This is a genomic window from Streptomyces sp. DvalAA-43, from assembly GCF_900091725.1.
Taxonomy (GTDB): domain Bacteria; phylum Actinomycetota; class Actinomycetes; order Streptomycetales; family Streptomycetaceae; genus Streptomyces; species Streptomyces pulveraceus.
The window spans coordinates 26,156-42,730 of the sequence record NZ_FMBW01000066.1 but is presented as its reverse complement, the minus strand read 5'-3'; the positions used below and the strand labels follow the sequence as shown (position 1 = coordinate 42,730).

Below are 16,575 nucleotides of genomic sequence, written 5' to 3'. Positions count from 1 at the left end.
CCGCCGTGCGGGCCGCCGATGCCCGACCCCCTGCCCGGCGTCGGGAGAGATTGCCATCCCCTCGCCCCGCCGTTATGGTTTCAAGGTCCTGTTGTCTCCGATAGAGGTGGACGTTGCGCATCTGAGGTCCGCGAACATCGCGCCGTACGGCTCAGCCCGTACGCCCGTCACGCCGTAGCAGCGCTCCGCGCTGCCCGTGACCCCGCGTGGATGCGACCTCGGTGCATGAGCCGTCCCTTGATCGATCAGGACCGCCACACCTCCCTCCGCTGCCCGGTCGCCGCGTGGTGCTCGCATACGAATCCCCCATTCATTGCGTTTGCGACTGCGAGGAACACCATGGCGACACCCACCATCCCCGGCGCCTCCCTCACCTGCTCGGCGCTGACCTTCCGTCGGCCGGACGGCACGACCGTTTTCGACGGGCTCTCGCTCACCATCGGCCGGGGCCGTGTCGGTCTCGTCGGGACCAATGGTGCGGGCAAATCCACACTGCTGCGGCTGCTCGCCGGTCAACTCCGCCCCTCCCAGGGGTCGGTGACCATCAGCGGCAGCCTCGCCCACCTGCCGCAGAACATCACCCTCGACACCACGCTGCGGGTGGACCGGGCCCTCGGCATCGCCGAGCGGCGCGACGCGCTGCGTGCCATCGAGTCGGGCGATGTCGACGAGAGGCACTTCGAGACGATCGGCGACGACTGGGACGTCGAGGAACGGGCCCTGGCGACGTTGGGCTCGCTCGGCCTCGGCGGCATCGAACTCGACCGCACCGTAGGGCAGTTGTCCGGCGGGGAGACCGTTCTGCTGCGCCTGGCGGCACTGCTGCTGGAGCGCCCCGACATCCTGCTCCTGGACGAACCCACCAACAATCTCGACGCGTTCGCACGCAGGAGGCTCTACGAGGCCGTCGACTCCTGGCGCTCGGGCATCCTGGTCGTCGTCAGCCATGACCGTGAGCTGCTGGAGCGCGTGGACCGCGTCGCCGAACTGCGCACCGGGTCCGTGAACTGGTACGGCGGTGGCTGGTCCGCGTACCAGGAAGCCGTGGCCACCGAACAGGAGGCCGCCGGGCGGACGTTGCGGGCCGCCGAGGCGGATCTGCGCCGCCAGAAACGTGAACTGGAGGAGACCCAGGTGAAGCTGGCCCGCCGCCAGCGGAACGGGCGGAGGATCGAGGCCGAGGGCGGTCTGCCGAAGATCCTGGCCGGCCGCCGCAAGCGGTCCGCGCAGGAGTCGGCGGGCAAGCTGCGCGGCGTCCACGAAGAGCGGCTCGATGAGGCGCGCGAACGCCGCGAGGAGGCTGCGGAGGCCATCCGCGACGATGCCGAGATCCGCGTGAGCCTGCCCCACACGGCGGTGCCCACCGGTCGCGCCGTGCTGAGCCTGGACGGGGTACGTCCCCGGTTCGGCAGACTGCGCGAGGGCACTCTCCAGGTGCACGGGCCCGAGCGGATCGCGCTCGTCGGCCGCAACGGCGCCGGGAAGACGACGCTGCTGCGCACGCTCACCGGAGAACTGGCCCCCCTGTCCGGCGAGGCCAGGACCTTTGTGCCGGTGCGGTTCCTTCCGCAGCGGCTCGATGTGCTGGACGAGGAGCTGAGCGTCGCGGCGAACGTGGCCCGCACGGCTCCCGGGGTCACCGACAACCACATCCGCGCCCAGCTCGCGCGCTTCCTGTTCCGGGGGAAGCGCGCGGAACAGCCGGCGGGCACGCTCTCGGGCGGGGAACGCTTCCGGGCCGCACTCGCGGCGACGATGCTCGCCGCTCCGGCCCCGCAGCTGCTGATGATGGACGAACCGACCAACAACCTGGACATCGCCAGTGTGCGGCAGCTGACCGGTGCGCTGGAGTCCTACGAGGGGGCGCTGTTGATCGCCAGTCACGATCTGCCGTTCCTCGAATCGATCGGCATCACCCGGTGGCTGCTGGTCGCGGAGGAGCTCCGGGAGACCACCGCGCAGGAGGTGGCCGAGCTGCTCGCGGCACCGGGCACCTCCGTCTGAGCACTCGGCGGCCGGGCTCCGGGACGTACCGGAGGTGCGGGCCTCTCCCGTGACGTCGACCGGACGTCATGCGCCGGAGGCCCGCACCCCTGGTGGGATCAGAGCCTGTCGAGGATCTTGTTCATCTGCTCGATCTCGGCGGTCTGGGCGGTGACGACAGCGTCGGCGAGCTTCTTCGCGTCGGCGTGGTCACCGTTCTTCCGCTCGTCCTCGGCCATGGTGACCGCGCCCTGGTGGTGGCCGATCATGAGCTGGGCGAACTTCTTGTCGAAGTCCTCGCCCTTGGCCGCTTCCAGGTCGCTCATGTCCTTGTCGGACATCATTCCGGGCATTCCCGAACCGTCCGATCCGTGGTCCATGCCGGGCATGTCACCCATCGAGGACGAGGCGGCGGGCAGCGGCTTGCCCCACGAGGTCAGCCAGCTCCTCATCGTGCTGATCTCGGGGTCCTGGGCCTTCTCGATCGCGGTGGCCAGCTTCTTGATCCCGGGGTCGGCGGCGCGGCCGTCGGCCAGCTTCGCCATCTCGATGGCCTGCTGGTGGTGCGGGATCATCTGCTGCGCGAACTCCACGTCCGCGTCGTTGAACGTGCCCCCGGGAGTGGCCGGTGCGGAGGCGCTGCCCGCGCCGTGGTCCATGCCGGGCTTGGACGAATCGCCGGACTTCGAGCCGTCGGAGGATCCGCAGGCCGTCAGTGCCAGGGCGAGGGCGGCGACGGTACCAGCGACCGCGAGCGAGCGGCGGCGGGCAGTGGAGGGCAGGGAAACGGACATCACAGGTTCTCTCCAGGTGGATGCGCCACATCCGTGGCGCGCGAAAGGGCAGGGCCGTCCGGCCGGTCCGTCCCCGAAAGGCCGTGGACCGGCGGATTCCTGTCACGTCCGCGCGATGCACACCTGGAGCAGCAGTTCCCTGCCGGCGAACGGCGGTCCTCGCCGGGCCGGTCCGCGTACGGCGGTGCGGTGCCCGGCGAGCTCCCGGACGGCCAGGAGCACCAGCCCCAGCGCCATGAGCAGCGGCAGCACCCGGTCACGGGCATGGGTGAACACACATGACTCGCCGTCCGTCGCGGACCCGGCGGCGGCCGCGCGAGCAGGGCCGTGCTCGCCCCGCATCGCGGAGTGGTCGGCGGTCGTCGTCATGGACACGGGCGAGGCCGCGGTCATGGCCGTCGCGTCATGGCAGCCCTCCGCGGCGCTCGCCGGTGCGCCGTGCATGAGGAACAGCCCGGACAGGACGGCGCACAGCACGAGCAGCCGGGACATTCCCGGTGTGCGCGTCCGTCCGCGATCCACGGCTGCCTCGCATGTTCGGTCGTACGGGTCCTGCGGTGCGAGCCCGACGATACCCCCACCGGGTTTCCGGCCCGGTGGCGCCCCGCTCCCTGCCGCCCGGACAGGGCCACGACGGCCGGCCGAGACGCGTCGCACGATTCCGTCCTCCCGGTGGCAGGGGCCGCACGTTCCCGCCCCGGGAGGTGCGGAAGCAGTGTGTTCGTCACCGAGTGCGGAACCAATTCCCGCCGTTTAGGCTCATATGTGGATCTATGCCGCCAACAGTCGTGCGCCGACAGGAAGCGAGATCCCCATGCAGCGGCTCAGGAAACCGGGAATCGCCGGGGAACTCTCCGCGGAGTTTCTCGGCACGATGATTCTCATCCTCTTCGGCTGTGGTGTCGTGGCCCAGGTCGTGGCAGGCGGTGCGCTCACCGACCCGCCCGGCGGCCTCGGGAATCACGACAGTATCGCCTGGGCATGGGGCCTCGGCGTCACCCTCGGCGTCTATGTGGCGGGCCGGCTGAGCGGTGCCCATCTCAATCCGGCGGTGACGGTCTCGCTGGCCGCCTTCAAGGACTTCCCCTGGAGGAAAGTGGCTCCGTACTCGCTCGCACAGCTCGCGGGCGCGTTCGTCGGGGCGCTGCTGGTGCGATGGAACTACACGGAGGCGCTGGCGAAGGCGGACCCCGGGCACACGATCAAGACCCAGTTCGTGTTCTCCACCCTGCCCGCCAACGGGAACCCGGCCCTCCCGGTGCACGAATGGGGGGCATTCCGGGACCAGGTCATCGGCACCGCCATCCTCATCCTGCTGATCTTCGCGGTCACGGACCTCCTCAACACCCCGCCGGGTGCCAACCTCAGCCCGTTCATCGTGGGCCTCATCGTGGTGGCCATCGGCATGGCGTTCGGGACCAACGCCGGGTACGCGATCAATCCGGCCCGTGACTTCGGCCCCCGGCTCGCGAGCTTCCTCACCGGCTACGGAGGGGCGTGGCGGGACCAGTACGGGAATTTCTACTTCTGGGTGCCGATCGTGGGACCGCTCGTCGGCGGCCTGGTGGGGGCGTTCTTCTACAAGACCTTCGTCAGCCGCTTCCTGCCCTCGCCGGAGGAGGAGCCGGAGGGCAGCATCCCCGTACTGCCCGACAAGTGACGCCCGGTTCCATCGCCGAGCCCGGACTCAGGAGAGGGAGCATGCCATGGCGGACTTCGTCGGAGCAGTGGACCAAGGCACCACCAGCAGCCGCTTCATGATCTTCGATCACGGTGGGAACGAAGTGGCCAAGCACCAGTTGGAGCACGAGCAGATCCTGCCCCGGTCGGGGTGGGTGGAGCACGACCCGGTGGAGATCTGGGAACGCACCAACTCGGTGATGCAGACCGCTCTGCGCACCGGAGGTCTGAGCGCCACGGATCTCGACGCCATCGGGATCACCAACCAGCGCGAGACGACGGTCGTCTGGGACCCGCGCACCGGCCGTCCGTACTGCAACGCGATCGTGTGGCAGGACACCCGCACCGACTCGATCGCCAAGGCCCTGGAGAACGACGGTCATGGCGAGGTCATCCGGCGCAAGTCGGGTCTTCCCCCGGCCACGTACTTCTCCGGCGGGAAGATCAAGTGGATCCTCGACCACGTCGACGGGGTCCGCGCGGCCGCGGAGCGGGGGCACGCGGTGTTCGGGAACACCGACTGCTGGGTGTTGTGGAACCTCACCGGCGGCCCCGACGGCGGTATCCACGCCACCGATGTCACCAACGCCAGCCGGACGATGCTGATGAACCTGGAGACGCTCGACTGGGACGACGAACTGCTGGACATCTTCGGCATCCCCCGCGCGATGCTCCCGGCCATCAGGCCCTCCTCCGACGCGGAGGCGTACGGCCGCACCCGTACGTCCCGGCCGCTGCGCGCGGCGATCCCGATCACCGGGGTGCTCGGCGACCAGCAGGCGGCCACGGTGGGTCAGGTGTGCTTCGAGCCGGGCGAGGCGAAGAACACGTACGGCACCGGCAACTTCCTGGTGCTCAACACCGGTACGGAACTGATCCGGTCGAAGCACGGGCTCCTCACCACCGTCGCCTACCGGTTCGGGCAAAGTGCGCCGGTCTACGCTCTGGAGGGCTCCATCGCGGTCACCGGGTCCGCGGTGCAGTGGCTGCGCGACCAGATGAAGGTCATCACGGCCGCGGGCGAGAGCGAGCACCTCGCCCGGACGGTCGAGGACAACGGCGGGATGTACTTCGTGCCGGCCTTCTCCGGTCTCTTCGCCCCATACTGGCGCTCGGATGCCCGGGGTGCCATCGTCGGCCTGGCCCGCTACAACACCAACGGCCATCTGGCGAGGGCCACTCTGGAAGCCATCTGCTACCAGAGCCGGGACGTGGTGGAGGCGATGGAGCAGGACTCCGGTGTCCACCTCGACGTGCTGAAGGTCGACGGCGGGGTCACGGCCAACGACCTCTGCATGCAGATCCAGGCGGATGTGCTCGGAGTTCCGGTCAGCCGCCCGGTCGTCGCCGAGACGACCGCGCTCGGTGCCGCCTACGCGGCCGGACTGGCCACCGGTTTCTGGCGGGACCAGGGCGAGTTGCGGGAGCACTGGCAGGAGTCGAAGCGCTGGGAGCCGCAGTGGAGCGAGGAGCGGCGGACGGAGGGTTACGCGAACTGGAAGCGGGCCGTGGAACGCACCCTGGACTGGGTGAGCGTGGAGTGACCCCGTGACGCGCCATGCGGGCCGGGCCGGAGCCCGCCCGCACGGCGCGTCACGGGCTCAGGCGTCGGTGCGCAGTCCGGCCAGGAGCTGGTAGACGGTCTCGGTACCCTGTCGCAGCGCCTCGACACCGATGTGTTCATCGGTGCCGTGCATGCGCTTGAGCATGTCCCGGTTCACGGTGAACGGATACATGCCGTACACGGGTATGTTCTCCTCCCGGAACGGCACCGCGCTGGTGACCGCCTCGAACTGGCAGGCGGTGGCCCGTACTCCGGGGTGGGTCCGGCGTACGGCGCTCTGCCAGGCGCGGAAGACGTCCGTGTCGTAGTCGGAGTCGGGTGTGGCGAGATAGCCGCGCAGCCGGTCCAGGGCCTGCTGCTCGGTCTCACCGGGGTTGCCGACGACACTCAGCGTCGCCCGGTTGCCGATCAGCGAGCGCAGTTCGGCGACGGTGCGTCCGGGGTCCTCGGCCCCCGGCAGGAAGGCGGCCCGGAATTCCGCGGTCGCCGTGCCCGGCACGATGCTCGGGTAGTAGCCGGACTGCGCCGCGGTGAAGGCCAGCGTGGTGCGCAGCATCGCGTTGTGCAGCTCCGGGGTCTCGCTGAGCCGCACCACCTTCTCCCCCGCCCGGTCCCGCTGCCGGTCCGTGCGGGCGTCGAGCATCTCCCGGAGCGCCTCGGCGAAGGGCCGGTCGGTGGTGGCCTCGGCCAGTTCGGCGAAGTACCGCCGGGACAGTGCGTTCGGGCGGATGTGGGCACGCCACTGCCCGAGCTGGTCGAGCACCTCGCCCAGCCGGATCACCGCCTGGCCGCTGAACGGCTTGGAGGTGTGGGTGGCGTACGAGGCGGTCTCCAGGCGCAGCAGCAGCGAACGCTTGTCGTTGCAGGTGAGCGAGGCGATCATGGGCGTGGTGCCGTCGCGCTGGTTGAGTACCCAGCCGCCCTCGGTGATGACCGCGCCCGCCGCCACCTTGCCGGGGTGTTCCGTGAGGAACCAGCGCACGCCGTAGGGGCCCTGTTCCTCGTCGCAGTCGGACCAGAAGACGATGTCGCGGTCGAAGGCCGCTCCTTCGCGGACGTGGCGCAGCAGAGCGGCGACGAAGGCGGCGTTGACGCCCTTCATGTCCAGCGAGCCGCGGCCGTAGAGCTTGCCGTCCTTGATCTCCGCGGCGAAGGGGTCCGTCTCCCACCGGTCTCCGATGGCGGGCACCACGTCGGAGTGGCCGAGCAGGACCAGGGGCTTCTTCGTCGCCGGTCCGCTGCCGGCGACGCGGGCGAAGAAGTGGACGTTGCCGTCCTTGGGGGTGGGCACGATCTCGGTGCCGACCCCGGCGGACCGGAAGATGTCCTGGAGCATCCGGGCGAGCGGCAGGGTGACGGCGCCGTCGCCCGGGTTACTGGTGTTCTGGCGGATCATGGCGACGGCGAGGCCCACGGGGTCGGTGGGGTCGCCGTCGAAGGAGGCGCTGCCCGTCCCCGTCGACGTCGCCGAGTCGGCCCGCGCCGCGGGGGCCGCGGAGGCCACCGCGCCGAGGCCCAGCACCGTGGAGGCGACGGCCGTCGCCCCGGCACCGAGCACGGAACGCCGGGACGGCCGGGTTCCGGGGAGTCCGTCGAGGCAGGCGGCGATGACCGCGGCCGGATTCTCCTGGTGGGCGTAGTGCCCGCCCTCGACGGACAGCAGGGTGCACGCGCCCCGGGTCCACTCGGCCCAGCGGCGCACGGTGACCTCGGGCACGTGCGGGTCGTCGGTGGCCCACACCGCACGCAGCTCGACCTGTGGAACGGCTCCGCGCCGGCCGTCGTACCCGGCGGCCAACCGCAGATCGGCCATGACGGGAGGCAGCAGCACCTCCTCGAACTCGGGGTCCGCGAGCAGCTCCGGATCGGTCAGTCCGGTCCCGGCGACGAAGGCGCGGGCGTCCTCGACGGTCACCTCCTCGCCGCGACCGTGGAAGTCGGCGGGACACTGTCCGGCCACGGCGCACAGCCGGGCGACGGGCACCCCGGAGTCGAGCAGCCGGCGGCAGGTCTCGTAGGCGAGCAGGGCGCCGAGGCTGACCCCGATCAGCACCAGCCGCCGCCCGCTGCGCAGTTCGCGTATCCCGGCCGCCACCGCGTCGGCGTAGACGGCCACGTCGGTGACGGGCTCCTCGTCGACGCGGGTGCCGCGGCCCGGCGGGACGACGAAGGCGAGGGTGATGTCCTCGGGGAGCTTGTCGCGCCAGCTCGCGAACGTGGAGCCGTGGGCGCCGGTGGGCGCGAAGCAGACGGCGAGGGTGGCGGTGTCCTGCGGCTGCTCGCCCGGCACCGTCAGCCATGGGGTGTTCATATCTGCTCCTCCTGCTGGATCTCGCGGCACGCGGCGGCGATCGCGGTGACGGTGGGGGCGCCGAGGATGCGGCGCAGCGGGACCCGGCGGCCCGCCACCGTCGCCAGCCGGTTGGCGAGCCGTACCGCGAGCAGGGAGTGGCCCCCGGCGTCGAAGAAGTTCTGGTCCGCCGAGGCGGGCGGTGCGCCGAGCAGTTCGCGCCAGAGCTCGGCGACGGCGGCCTCGGTGGCGTCGGACGGGGTGAATCCGGCCGCCTGCTGCTGCCCGATGCCCGCCACGAGGGTGCGCAGGGCGGTGCGGTCCAGTTTGCCGTTGGTACCGAGCGGGAGCCGGGGGACCTGCTGGACACGGGCGGGCAGCATGTAGTCGGGCAGCCGGTCGCGCAGATGGGCACGGAGTGCGGCGGTGCCGGTCTCCTCCTCGGCGGTGACGCAGGCGACGATGCGTGTCTCGCCGCCCTCGGTCTCCGCGTAGACCCCCGCGTCGGTGATGTCCGGTGCCTTGCGCAGGGTGGCCTCGATCTCCTCCAGCTCGACGCGGTAGCCGCGCACCTTGATCTGGTTGTCGGCGCGGCCGGTGATCTCCAGTCCCGAGTCCGGGAGCCGGCGGCCCCGGTCGCCGGTGCGGTAGTGCAGGATCCCGGCGTCGTCGGTGGTGAAGCGGTCCTCGCCGTCGCCGCCGACATAGCCGAGGGCCAGGGGCGGCCCGGATACCCACACCTCGCCGGTCACACCGGTCGGCAGCCGTCGGCCGAGCCGGTCGCGGACGGAGAGGGAGGCGCCCGCCACGGGGCTGCCGACGGGGACGCGTTCGGCGTCGGCGGGCAGCAGGGCGGTGTCGTACGCGGCGACGTTGGAGGCGGTCTCCGTCATGCCGTACAGATTGAGCAGGGTGGTGTCGGGCCAGACCTCGCGGAAGCGCAGGACGGTGTCCACCGGCAGGGTGTCGGCGCCGCTGGTGACCAGGACCGGCCGGTGTCCGCCGGGGCGGGCGGCGCTCTCCTCCAGCAGTCCGGCGATGAGCTGCGGGGTCAGGAAGAGATGGGTGATGTGTTCCTGTTCGACGGCGGCGGCGAAGAGCGCGGGGTCGAGGAGTTCGTCGGTGGCGAGCACGACGGACGGGACGCCCTTGAGCAGTCCGCCCAGCAGCTCCCACGGCGAGGCGACCAGTGCCAGGGACTTCTGGACGGCGAGCACCGCGTTCTCCGGGAACGGGTGGTCCTGCCACATCCACTCCAGCCGGCCCCGGACCGAACGGTGGCTGATGCGTACGCCCTTGGGGTTTCCGGTCGTCCCCGAGGTGTAGACGATGTGGAAGAGCGCGTCCTCGTCGGGCTCCTGCTCGGGGGCCTGGTGCAGCGGGCCCTCGGTGAGGGGCGCCAGGGTGACGCGCGGTGCGTCCAGGGTGGGGAACTGGTCGAGTCCGGGCTCGGCCAGGACGCAGTGCGGTCCGGTCTCCTCCACCATCCGGCGCTGCCTGCGCACGGGGATCGCGGGGTCCAGCCCGAGGTAGGCGGCACCGGTCTTCAGTACGGCGAGGACTCCGGCGACGGCGGCGGGGCCGCGCTGGGCGGCGAGGGCCACCAGCGAGCCGGGACCGGTGCCCTTGGCGGCGAGCCGGGCGGCCAGCCGGCCGCTCCATTCGTCGAGTTCGCGGTAGCTGACGCTGGTGCCGGTGTGGCGCAGGGCGACGGCCCGGGGGTGGGCCGCCACCTGCTCGGCGAAGCGTTCCAGCAGGGTCGGCGTGGTCATCGTTGATCGTCTCCGGGCAGCAGGTCGAGGGAACGAACGGTGGTGTGCTCGGCGCACTCCGGGTCGGTGAGGGCCCGCAACGCGATCAGGGTGGATTCCAGTACGTTGCGGGCGGCCGGCGCGTCGAGCAGTTCCCGCTGGTAGGCGTACTGGAGCAGCAGTTGGCCGGGGCCGTGCGGCTGGACGTACAGGGCGCAGTCGTACTTGGTGTAGCCGGTGTCCAGTTCGACGAAGCGGAACCGGACGTCCGAGGCGGTGGTGGCGCGCGCCGGGTAGGGCAGCATGTTGAGCATGGTCTGGAAGACCGGGGTCGCCGATGAGCTCCGTGAGGCGGCCGGGAGCCGGCGCAGCGTCCAGCCGAAGGGGTGCTCGGCGGCGGCGTAGGCGTCGTACACCGTCTCCCTCACCTGTGCGGTGAACTCCGCGAGGGTGGCGGCCGGGTCGAGGTTCAGGCGCAGTGGCAGCATGGCGAGCGTGAAGGCGGGCACGTCGGCGGTCTCCGGCCGCTCCCGCCCCGCCATCGGGGCGCCGACGATCACGTCGTCGGCGTCGCTGTAGTAGCCCAGGGCCAGTGCGTAGGCGGCCAGCAGGGGGACGAAGGCGGTGGCGGACGCGGCGACCGCGGTGGCGCGCAGCCGCCGGGAGAGTTCCTCGTCGAGGACCGCCTCGGTGATCTCGCCCCGGTAGGTGGGTGCGGCGGGCCTTGGCCGCTGGGCGATCTGGAGTGCCGGGAGCTCGCCCGCGAGTCGGCGCAGCCAGTACTCCCCCGCTTCGGCCACCTCCTCGGAGGCCAGCCGCTCCGTCAGGTGGTCGAGATAGCGGTCGTAGCGGGTGGCTCGTTCGGGGTCGGGTCCGGCGGGCCGCTGTTCGTAGAGTTCGGCCAGCCGCTGGAACAGCACGGTCGCTCCCCAGCCGTCGAGGAGGAGTTCGTGCATGGTGACCAGGAGCCGGTGCTGTCCGCCGGGCAGCCGGAACAGCCCGGTGCGCAGGGCAGGTTCGCCCAGGAGGTCGAAGGGCCTGGCGGCTTCCTCGGCGGCCACCGCGCGGAACGCCTCCGCGGTGATATCGCGGACGCCGGCGGGCAGCGGCACCTCCCAGTGCGGGTAGTGGTGCACCACCTCGTGCCCCGCTTCCCGCCCGTCCGCCTCGTCGGTCTCGGCGAACCGGGCGAGGAGCAGCGGATTCTCGGCGAGCAGCAGGCTCCAGGCCTGTGCCAGCCGTGCCACGTCGAGGGGTCCGTCGAGTTCCAGGGAGCCCTGGTAGCTGTAGTAGGGGCTGAGCGGGTCGAGCCGCCAGTGGAAGTAGACCCCGGCCTGCTGCGGGGTGAGCGGCCGGGTGCGCGGCGCGTCGTCCCGTGGCGCCGCCGGGCGGGCACCGGTCGCGGGCCGCCGGTCGTGGCCGAGCGCGGCGAGTGCGGCGGGGCTGCCGTCGCGCAGCACGTCGCGCAGGCCGGCCGCCGATCCGGTCTCGCGCAGGGCTGCGACCAGCCGCATCGCGAGCAGCGAGTCGCCGCCCAGTTCCAGGAACCGATCGTTCCTGCCGACCCGGCCGGTGCCGAGGAGTCCGGCGACGAGCGCGGCGATCGCGGTCTCCGCCTCGCCGCGCGGCGGGGTGTAGGCGCGGGTGTCGGGGCGGCTGCGGCGCGGTGGTGCGGGCAGGGCCTTGTAGTCCGTCTTGCCGTTGCGGGTGAGCGGGAGCCGGGGCAGGACGACGAAGGTGTGCGGCACCATGGGGGCGGGGAGCCTGTCGCGCAGATGGGTGCGCAGCGCCGCCTCGGTCGGTTCGTCGTCGGAGGCGGTGAGGTAGGCGACGAGCCGGGGCGGCTGCGCGGCCACCGGGGTGTGGGCGCTCTCCCGGGCGACCAGGGCTCCGGTGTCGTCGGGGGTGTGGACGGTGACGGCACAGGCGGCGACCGCGGGGTGGCCGCCGAGTACCGCCTCGATCTCGGCGAGTTCCATGCGTACGCCGCCGAGCTTCACCTGTCGGTCCACCCGGCCCAGGTACTCCAGTTGGCCGTCCGGCAGTACGCGTACGGCGTCCCCGGTGCGGTAGAGGCGCCCGCCGTCGGCGCCGAAGGGGTCGGTGAAGAAGGCGAGCGCGGTGCGCTCCGGGTCACCGAGGTAGCCGCGTCCCACGACGATTCCCCCGACGAACAGCTCCCCCGTCTCGCCGTGCGCGCAGGCGTGCCACTGTCCGTTCTCCTCGCGCAGTACGTACAGTTCGGCGTTGCCGATGGGCGAGCCGATCGGCAGGTGGCGTACTCCGGGGGCGGGCGGGCCGAGTTCGGCGTGGGTGACGTCGTCCGAGCACTCGGTGGGGCCGTAGGCGTTGAGCAGCCGGATCCCCGGCAGGGTGTCGTGCCACCGCCGGGCCAGCGCCGGGGGCAGCTCCTCGCCGGTGGCGATCATCCAGCGCAGCGCGCCGGGCCGGATTCCCGCGGTCTCCTGGGCGTCGAGCAGGAAGCGCATCAGGGTGGGCACGGTCTCCAGCACCGTGGTTCCGCGTGCGCGCAGCTCCTCCAGCAGCAGGGCGCCGTCCTGGGCCTGCTCGTCGGCGAGGACCTGGACCCGGCCACCGACGAGCAGCGGTGCGAGCATCTGCCAGACGGAGATGTCGAAGCTCAGCGGCGCGGTCTGGGCCAGCCGGTCGTCGGCGGTCAGCCCGAGGTCGTCGATCTTGGCCCGGAGGTGGTTGAGCATCCCCCGGTGCTCGACGATCGCGGCCTTGGGGCGGCCGGTCGAGCCCGAGGTGTAGAGGACGTAGCGCACCTCGTCGGGGGCGGGCGGCCGGGTCCGGGTGTACGGGGCGTCCGCGGGGCGGGGTGGCGTGGTGGGTACGCCTGCCGCGCGGGCGCCCTTGACGAGTTCTCCGCTGTCCGCCGGTGTGCCGGTGGTCAGCAGCAGGGCCGCGCCGCTGTCGGTGAGGAGGGACTCGACGCGGGCGGCGGGCCAGCTCGCGTCGACCGGGAGGTAGACGGCGCCGAGCAGTTCCAGGGCGAGGAAGGCGGTGATGACGTCGGAGCCGCGCCGGCCGCCGACCGCGACGATCTGCCCCTCCCGGATCCCGGCGGCCGCCAGCTGCGCCGCGGTGCGCTGCATCAGGTCGGCCAGCTGCCCGTATCCGAGGGAGACCTCGCCGTCCTCGACCGCGGTCCGGTCGGGGTGCGCGGCCGCGAACCGCTCGACGTGGGCGTGGACCCCCTCGCCCAGCTCGTAGGGTTCGCGCCGGATGAGTGCCGTGGCGACGGCGCGTTCCCGCGTTCCCCCGGCCAGGGGGAGCCGGGGGTAGTGCTCGGGCAGGCCGGTCACCGGGCTGCCCGCTTCTCCGCGACGACCAGCAGGTACTCGACGGGCACGCCCGTGCCGCGGGCGTCCGTGGTGTGGAATCCCTCGGTCATCTCGACCATTTCCGCTCGCAGTTCCTTCCACCGTGAGGGCGGCGAGATGGTGTTCTTCGCCGCTATGCAGGGGCCGAAGCAGTTCTCGAAGAAGGTCACCAGGTCCTCGGCCGTGGCGAACGGGTAGAAGAGTTCGCGGCGTTCGGAGGTGACCGTGAATCCGGGGCCGAGGAGTTCGGCGAGGTAGTCCGGCGAGCCCCACAGCATGGGCTGTCCCTGGTGGCCGTTGGGCGAGGGGAAGTAGGAGGAGAGGATCTCCTGGAAGTGCGCGGTCCAGCTGCGGGCCGTCCAGTTGCACATGCCGATGCGGCCGCCCGGCCGCAGCACCCGGGAGATCTCCCCGCACGACGCGGTGTGGTCGGGTGCGAACTGGATCCCGTAGGTGGAGGTCACCAGGTCGAACGAGGCGTCGGCGAAGGGGAGTTCCTGGGCGTCGCCGCGGTGCAGCTCCACCTCGACTCCGGCCTGGGCGAACCGTTCGCGCGCGTCGGGGAAGAACTCGTCGGTCAGGTCGAGTCCGGTGACGAGGCAGCCGCGCAGGGCGGACAGCAGCGCGACGTTGCCGTTGCCGGTGGCGACGTCGAGATGGGCGGTGCCCTGGGCGGGGGCGAGCCGGTCGACCAGCTCGACGGCGCCCGGTCGCAGCAGGTCGGCGACGTGCCGGTACTCGCCGTACGACCACATGGTGCGGTTGATCTCCTGGATGTTCTGGTCGATGGTCATGCGGATCCCCCTCAGAGCGTGAGCCGGGCGCCGAGACCGGCGGCTTCGGCACGGGCGTGGATGCGGTCGGCCACGGCGACGTCGAGGATCGACATCCCGAACGGGTTGCTGATCACGATCTCGTCCTGGTCGCGGCGGCCGGGGTGCCGCCCGGCGAGTACGTCGCCGAGCGTGCCGTCGACGGGACGGGCACCGGGCCGGGCGGTCACTCCTTGCCGCGGGGTGCCGTCGGGGCCGAGCAGGGTGCCCGCCCGGTGCATCCGGCCGAGCAGCCGTCGCGGGTCGTCGCGGACCAGGCTCCAGTCGTCGACGATCACCGTGCCGGCCGCGAGCACGGCCGCCTCGGTGAGGTCGTCCAGCGAGACATGGCAGACGAGCGCGCCGGGCCGCAGCCAGTCCGGTTCGATGTACCCCTGGGTCACCGTGGTGACGGGCACGACGAGTTCGGCGTCCCGTACCGCCTCGCGCGGTCCGTCGGCGACCACCGTCTCGACGCCGTCCGCACCGGGCAGCGAGGCGATGTGGTGGGCGACGGACTTCGCGCGGTCGGGCGCCACGTCGTACAGGGTGATGCGGCGAAGGGTGGGGACGGTGCGCAGCAGCAGCGCGATGTGTGCCTGTGCGAGGGCGCCGCAGCCGAGGAGCGCCAGCCCGCGCGGCTGGTCCACCGCCAGATGGCGCACCGCGAGCGCGGTCACCGCGGCGGTGCGCATCGCACTGATGTAGGCGGCCTCCATCAGGGCGAGGGGCCGGGCGGTCTCCGGGTCGAGGAGCAGGGTGAAGCCCTGGGAACGGGGTATCCCGCGCCCCGGGTTGCCGATCGAGGCGTTGATGGTCTTCATGCCGATGACCGGCGGCCGCCCCTGCTGGGTGAGCGCGCCGGGCATGGCCAGCAGCCTGGCCGAGTCGCCCTGTGGAGTGGTCCAGCCCAGATAGGCCTCCTCGGGGAGGACGGACTGTCCGGCGGAGTGCAGCGTGAGCGCCTCGGCCACCGCCGCCACGATGTCCACGTCGCGGGCGGCCTCGATGACGTCCGCGCGGGTCAGATAGCGGAAGTGGCTGTCGGGGTATTGCTCGAAGTCCATGCGGGCGGGGCTCCTTGGCGAAGGGGTCGGTTGCGGTGGGGACGGTGCGGGGCGGGGTCAGCCGCCGGTGGTGGTGCGCGCTGCGCGGAGCATCGCGAAGGGGACGAGCGAGCCGAGCAGCAGTACACAGGCGAGCGCGATCCAGCCGGCCGTGCCGAGGGCGAGGACGACACCGGTCATCAGCACCGGGCCCGCGACCCGGTTGGCCACCGTGCGGCTGGTGTTGAACAGCACCAGATAGGCGCTGCGCGCCCCTTCCGGTGCCAGGTCGAAGGAGAGGGTCCACGAGGCACCGACCTGGAGCAGTTCGGCGAAGGTCAGGAGGACGACGGCCGCGCCGAGCACCAGGAGCGCTTCCCGCGCCCCGAAGCCGGGCGCGGCGGCGAAGGCCAGGGCGCCCCCACCGAGCAGCAGTGCCGCGGCCGCGTAGGAGAGCCAGGCCCGGCGTGCGGTGCTGTAGCAGCGGTTGAGCGGGTACTGGAGTGCGATGCACAGCACGGTGTTGACCGCGTACAGGATGCCGACATAGCGCTCCGGTACGTCAGTCTCGGTGACGAGCCAGAGCGGGAAGGCCACGTTGAGCACCGGCATCCAGAGCGACACCAGTGCGTTGTACGCGGTGAAGCCCAGCAGTCGGCGGTCCTTGAGCAGATCGGACACCCGGGCGCCCTCGACCGCCGTCACGACTTCCTCCCGCCGCGCGGTGGCGTACACGGCGGCCACCGCCACATAGGCGAGCGCGCCACCGATCAGCAGCGGCCGGAAGGCTCCCGGCGAGCCGGAGCCCAGGGCGACCCCGGCGATCAGCCCACCCAGGCTGATGCCGAGGTTGACGACGGTGCGCTGGACGGCCATGACCTTGGCGCGCAGGCTCTGAGGGGCGCGTGCCCCGACGTACGACTGGACCAGCGGGGGTGAGGACTGCTCGGTGACGGCGATGACGGCGACCACGAGGAGGAAGCTCCACCAGCCGTCCACGCGGAGGTAGCCGACGGTGGCCAGTGCGCGCAGCAGCATCACACCGATCAGCACCGGCTTCGGCCCGAACCGTGCCGCCAGCCGGGCGATGGGCACGGCGGTGGCGACGGCGACGGCCCCGCCGATGGTCAGGCCAGTGCCGACGGACGCGGTGCTGAGATGGGCGACCTTGACGAAGTAGATGGTCGAGACGGCGAGGAAGAGGCCCGTTCCGGTCCACTCGATCAGCGTGGCACCCTGCACCAGCGGCAGGAACTGCCGGAGGCCGGGGCGCGTCGGCTGCCGGTCAAGGGTGGTGCTGGTGCCCAT

General features: G+C 71.9%; 11 protein-coding genes. 3 read left to right on the top strand and 8 right to left on the bottom strand.

Features of this window, described 5'->3' with window-relative positions:
- The first annotated feature begins 339 nt into the window (after window positions 1–339).
- Entirely contained in the window at window positions 340–2,004 is a 1,665-nt protein-coding gene (locus GA0115234_RS27590; RefSeq protein ID WP_093547116.1) for an ABC-F family ATP-binding cassette domain-containing protein, read from the top strand.
- 98 nt (window positions 2,005–2,102) lie between these two features.
- Here the strand turns inward: GA0115234_RS27590 and GA0115234_RS27585 are convergent, their stop codons facing one another.
- Together GA0115234_RS27585 and GA0115234_RS27580 are read right to left on the bottom strand one after the other, a co-directional pair.
- The gene (locus GA0115234_RS27585; RefSeq protein ID WP_093547114.1) at window positions 2,103–2,777 is read right to left on the bottom strand and encodes a DUF305 domain-containing protein; all 675 of its coding nucleotides are present in this window, start codon (window positions 2,775–2,777) and stop codon (window positions 2,103–2,105) included.
- A 102-nt stretch (window positions 2,778–2,879) separates the two neighbouring features.
- Window positions 2,880–3,269, bottom strand: coding sequence for a DUF2946 family protein (locus tag GA0115234_RS27580; protein ID WP_202554232.1), 390 nt, complete (start codon window positions 3,267–3,269; stop codon window positions 2,880–2,882).
- 322 nt (window positions 3,270–3,591) lie between these two features.
- On the opposite strand from GA0115234_RS27580, the gene GA0115234_RS27575 reads away from it, so the two are divergent.
- Both GA0115234_RS27575 and glpK read left to right on the top strand, forming a co-directional pair.
- Entirely contained in the window at window positions 3,592–4,437 is an 846-nt protein-coding gene (locus GA0115234_RS27575) for an MIP/aquaporin family protein (protein WP_093547110.1), read from the top strand.
- A gap of 46 nt (window positions 4,438–4,483) precedes the next feature.
- Entirely contained in the window at window positions 4,484–6,001 is a 1,518-nt protein-coding gene (gene glpK, locus GA0115234_RS27570) for a glycerol kinase GlpK (protein ID WP_093547108.1), read from the top strand.
- A gap of 57 nt (window positions 6,002–6,058) precedes the next feature.
- Here the strand turns inward: glpK and GA0115234_RS27565 are convergent, their stop codons facing one another.
- The 6 genes from GA0115234_RS27565 to GA0115234_RS27540 are packed head-to-tail and all read right to left on the bottom strand — an operon-like array spanning window position 6,059 to window position 16,575.
- The gene (locus GA0115234_RS27565) at window positions 6,059–8,332 is read right to left on the bottom strand and encodes a M20/M25/M40 family metallo-hydrolase (RefSeq protein WP_093547106.1); all 2,274 of its coding nucleotides are present in this window, start codon (window positions 8,330–8,332) and stop codon (window positions 6,059–6,061) included.
- Window positions 8,329–10,083 carry a non-ribosomal peptide synthetase gene (locus GA0115234_RS27560; RefSeq protein WP_093547104.1) on the bottom strand — a complete coding sequence of 585 codons (1,755 nt, stop codon included), beginning with the start codon at window positions 10,081–10,083 and terminating at the stop codon, window positions 8,329–8,331. Before GA0115234_RS27560 ends, GA0115234_RS27565 begins: the two co-directional genes overlap by 4 nt.
- A complete protein-coding gene (locus GA0115234_RS27555; RefSeq protein WP_093547102.1) occupies window positions 10,080–13,391 on the bottom strand; it encodes a non-ribosomal peptide synthetase in 3,312 nt (1,103 codons plus the stop codon). The genes GA0115234_RS27560 and GA0115234_RS27555 overlap by 4 nt, the downstream gene beginning before the upstream one ends.
- On the bottom strand, window positions 13,388–14,203 hold the full coding sequence (locus GA0115234_RS42895; protein WP_093547100.1) for a class I SAM-dependent methyltransferase: 816 nt from the start codon (window positions 14,201–14,203) through the stop codon (window positions 13,388–13,390). The genes GA0115234_RS27555 and GA0115234_RS42895 overlap by 4 nt, the downstream gene beginning before the upstream one ends.
- An 11-nt stretch (window positions 14,204–14,214) precedes the next feature.
- The gene (locus tag GA0115234_RS27545) at window positions 14,215–15,288 is read right to left on the bottom strand and encodes an ornithine cyclodeaminase family protein (protein WP_093547098.1); all 1,074 of its coding nucleotides are present in this window, start codon (window positions 15,286–15,288) and stop codon (window positions 14,215–14,217) included.
- Between the two features lie 57 nt (window positions 15,289–15,345).
- Window positions 15,346–16,575: an MFS transporter gene (locus GA0115234_RS27540; protein ID WP_093547096.1), complete on the bottom strand. Its 1,230-nt coding sequence runs from the start codon at window positions 16,573–16,575 to the stop codon at window positions 15,346–15,348.